The 3,832-nt window shown below is 70.3% G+C and carries 3 protein-coding genes; 1 reads left to right on the forward strand and 2 read right to left on the reverse strand.

All coding sequences use genetic code 11. From position 1 onward, the window contains the following. Positions 1-735: 735 nt before the first annotated feature. Positions 736-930, forward strand: a complete 195-nt coding sequence (locus ACWCRJ_RS44445; RefSeq protein WP_450944677.1) for a hypothetical protein — start codon at positions 736-738, stop codon at positions 928-930. Positions 931-1,309: 379 nt separating this feature from the next. Here the strand turns inward: ACWCRJ_RS44445 and ACWCRJ_RS44450 are convergent, their stop codons facing one another. Together ACWCRJ_RS44450 and ACWCRJ_RS44455 are read right to left on the reverse strand one after the other, a co-directional pair. Continuing rightward, on the reverse strand, positions 1,310-2,278 hold the full coding sequence (locus ACWCRJ_RS44450) for an LLM class flavin-dependent oxidoreductase (protein WP_450944678.1): 969 nt from the start codon (positions 2,276-2,278) through the stop codon (positions 1,310-1,312). Then, positions 2,275-3,543 (reverse strand): MFS transporter, encoded by a 1,269-nt coding sequence (locus tag ACWCRJ_RS44455; RefSeq protein ID WP_450944679.1) that lies wholly within the window; start codon positions 3,541-3,543, stop codon positions 2,275-2,277. The genes ACWCRJ_RS44450 and ACWCRJ_RS44455 overlap by 4 nt, the downstream gene beginning before the upstream one ends. Between the last annotated feature and the right edge of the window lie 289 nt (positions 3,544-3,832).

A 3,832-nucleotide genomic window follows, 5' to 3' on the forward strand; every position in this document is an offset into this window, starting at 1 on the left:
CCAGCGCCAGCGCGGCCGCCCTGCCGATACCGGAGGACGCACCCGTCACCAGAGCCACCCGTCGTGCTGTCGTCACCATTTCGAACTCCTGACTCATGGGATCGCGTATGCGATGCCGTGGAGGGGCCGCTTCCGACAACCCCTAATCGGTTTCACCAACGTATCAGATGCATCAGTAGAAGCAACAGCAGAGAATCAATTAATTGGGTATCCGTGGCGCCGACGTATCTCCTACGTAGAGGGCAAGGGATGGTTCCGCACGGCCGGGTCTCGCCGAGGCGCCCCGGTCCGGGAGCGGTGCACGCCGACCGGCCTGCGGCGGAGCGGACCACAAACGGGGGCTCTGGCGCCGGGCGATCTCCATCGGCGGGGTACCGCGCGGGTGAGGCGGCGGGCGGAGGACCTGTGCGGCACACTGCTGGCTGTCGCCCGTCTCTGCGGCCGACGGGCGGGGTGGCCTCGGTGCCAGTCCCGCTGGGGTGGGGATCAGCAGTGCCGTCCACCCCGCCGCCCGGGCGGGAGGTGCGACGGGGCGACACCGAAGCGGCGACTCACCTCGTTCGCCTTGCGGTGCGTCATGCCGAAAGGTTCGACGTGGGGCCTGCGCCGGGCCATGGGTACTACTTCATCAACTCCACAGGGGCGGCAAGGACAACGTACCTGGGCCGGCCGTGGCACAACGGGCCTGACGCCTGGCCCCAGGCGGTGGTCCGTGACACCCAGGTGGCCTCGGTCGTGACCGAGACACATCCCTGGACCGACATGATGCCCGACTACTCCTGGTCGCAGGCCCGGTTCAAGGAGTACCGCAACACCGGTCCCGGAGCCGGCGTCGGCTCCAACGCACCGAAGTTGACCGACGCCGAAGCCCTTCAGTACACGGCCCGGAAGTACCTGGCCGGTACCGATAGCTGGAACCCGGTCCGATGACCATGGCCAAGGTGACCGGCACACAGCCCGTCGGCAGCGCCCCGCCCTCGAAGCGAGGTGAGCCATGGCCGGGCCGGACAGCACGGTCGCCCTGCTCCGCGGCTCCACCATCCGCAGGCCGCCGCCGGGCTCTGAACAGTCAAGGGCTGACGCCGAACCCTGCACGGCACAGAGGGTGCCGACCACAGCGTACGGATCTCACTCCGTACGCAGCGCCGTCGCCGTACCGGTCCTCGCGGCCCACCCCGCCGGGAGCATCGCGCCCGCCACCGCGATGGCCGGCCCGCCCGGCACGAGGAGCGCGGGCGCCGGCGGGTCGCTTCGGCCGACGACCGACGTGAGGTTCCCGTCCGCCCCTCACACCGGATCTGCGATCTTGTCAGAGGATCTTGGCCAAGCCGGCGAGCGCGGACCGGTAGTCGGGACCGACCGGGCTGAGGACGGCGGTCGTGACGCCTGCCTCGAAGAGGTCCTGTACGCGGGCACGGACCTGGTCGGGGGTGCCCGTCAGGGCCAGCCGGTGCGCCCACTCCTCGGGTATCGCCTGGGCGAACTCCTGCGCACTCTTGCTGGTGCGGCGCAGCGCGGCGAGCTCGTCGTGGAAGCCGAGGGGGACGATGTGGGGGGCCCAGTCGGGATCGCCCAAGGTCTGCAGGGCGGGCCGTGCGGCAGCGAGGGCGGCGTGCGGGTCGTCGTCGACGACGATGATGTTGTAGGCGGCGATCCGGTGGGGGCGCTGCGGGTTGATGCTGCTGAGGGCTTGGCGGACGTACTCGGGTGACACCGGCTCGGCGAGCAGGGTTCCGTCGGCCACTTCACCGGAGAGAGCGAGCGACTTGGGCCCGCGGACGCCGGCGTAGACGTCGGGGGCGTGCTCGGGCAGCACCGACGGGTCCAGGCGCACTCCGTCGAGCCGGACGTAACGGCCGTCCGTGTCGGCCGACTGGCCTGCCAGCAGTGTCTTGAGCGTGCGGATGTACTCGCCCAGCAGTGTCAGAGGACTAGCGGGCCAGGATCCGACGCTGCGCATCCAGTCGGGCATGCCGTGTCCGACCGCGATGTCGAGGCGGCCGGGGTGGAGCTGCGCCAGCGTGGCCACTTCCATCGCGGTGAAGGCGACGTTGCGGGCCCCGGCGGGCAGCAGGCCGACTCCGACGCGGATGCGGCGGGTGCGGGCCAGCACGGTGGCGGCCTGGACAAGCCCTCCGCGGTAACCGAGGTCTTCGACGACCCACAGTTCACCGAAGCCGTAGTGGTCCGCCGCCTGCGCGAAGGCGATGAGGTCGGCCTGGGGGATGTCGCGGGGGAGGAGGACCCCGACCGTGCCGGACGCTTCATGCGGGCTCATGAGCGGTCTCCTTGGTGTTGTTGCCCTGCGGGAGTTGTGCCGGGTTGCGTGCGCGGGGGCACGTCCGGCGCGGTGGGGGCGCGGTCATGGGTGTCGGCGGCGGGAGCGATGAGGACGGCGGCGGCCACGAAGACCAGAACCACCACCATGGCCGAGCGCAGCCCGTAGTGGTCGCCCAGGAACCCGAGGGCGGGCGGTCCCACGAGGAAGGCGACGTAGCCGATGATGGCGACCAGCGAGACGCGGGCGGTCTGGTCGGGGCCCGAGTCGCCCGCCGCCGACAGGGCCACCGGGAAACCGAGGGAGGCCCCGAGTCCCCAGAAGAGTACGGCTGTCGCGGCTACGGCAGCGTTGTCGGAGAAGATGACCAGGAGGAGTCCGACGGCACCGGAGACGGCACTCGCGCGCACGACGGCGGCCCGCCCGAAACGACCGAGGAAGAACCCGCCGCTGAAGCGTCCCAGCGTCATCGCCGCCGCGAACCCCACAAACACGAGCGAGCCCGCCGCGGCGTCGAGGCCGTGGCCGTCGACCATGAGCAGCGGCAGCCAGTCGTTGGCGGCGCCCTCGGCCAGTGCCATGGCCAGCACGATGGCGCCGATCAGCAGCAGCTTCCGGTCCTTCCACACCTGAGGCTTGGACGGTTGTGCCGGACCGGGACCGGGACCCGGTGTCGGCGGTGCGGCGTTGATACCGACACCGGCGGGAACGGCACGCAGGGCGTGAACCAGAATCCCTGTGGTGACCAGGCCGACCACGGCCATGTGCCAGTGGACGGGGATCGCGGCGGCGGTGGCCGCCATTCCGGCCGAACCCCCGATGACCGTGCCCAGGCTGAAGCAGCCGTGCAGCGTGGGCAGCACCACGGTGCCGGTGATGCGCTCGACGTCGGCGCCGTCCACGTTGATCGCCACCTCGCCCCCGCCCATGCCCGCGCCGAACAGGGACAGCCCCGCGGCGACCAGAGGTGCCGACCGCACGGCACTGCCCGCACCGATGACGACCGTGCCCGCGATGATCAGGAGAGTGCCCAGCGCGATGACCGGCCGGGTGCCGAACCGGGACACGAAACGGCCGGAACACAGGATGCCGATCATGGAACCGACGGACAGACCGAACAGGACCAGACCCATCTGCCCGGTGGACAAGCCCAGTTGATCGCGGACATCCGGGGTGCGCGTGACCCAGGACGATATGGCGATGCCTGGCAGAAAGAACAAGAGGAACAAAGCCTGACGGCGTCGGCGTACGGCGCGGTCTACCACGGGGAGCTCCGCTGAGTCCGGAAGAAGGGGCAGTAAGGCGATACGTCGGATCGCTTGCCGAGTATCCGCACACTCGGCAAGCGATCGACAAGAGAGGGCAGACGGCCGGCGGTCAGGAAGCCGTGCCATGGAGCAGGACTGAGAAGTCGCTTCGGGCGGGGCACGGCCCAGGCTGCTGTCCTTGACGCGGTGCTGGAGGTGTTGTCAGCGGTCGAGGAAGGTGTTGACCTCGGTGCCGAACTGGACGGCGTACTGGTAGAGGAAGCCGTGGCCGGCGTCGGGGTAGATG

The sequence above is a fragment of the Streptomyces sp. NPDC002324 genome (genome assembly GCF_053593335.1).

Bases quoted from the DNA above. Each gene is read 5' to 3' on its own strand.
- ACWCRJ_RS44450 (WP_450944678.1), bottom strand. From the start codon at position 2,278: ATGAGCCCGCATGAAGCGTCCGGCACGGTCGGGGTCCTCCTCCCCCGC.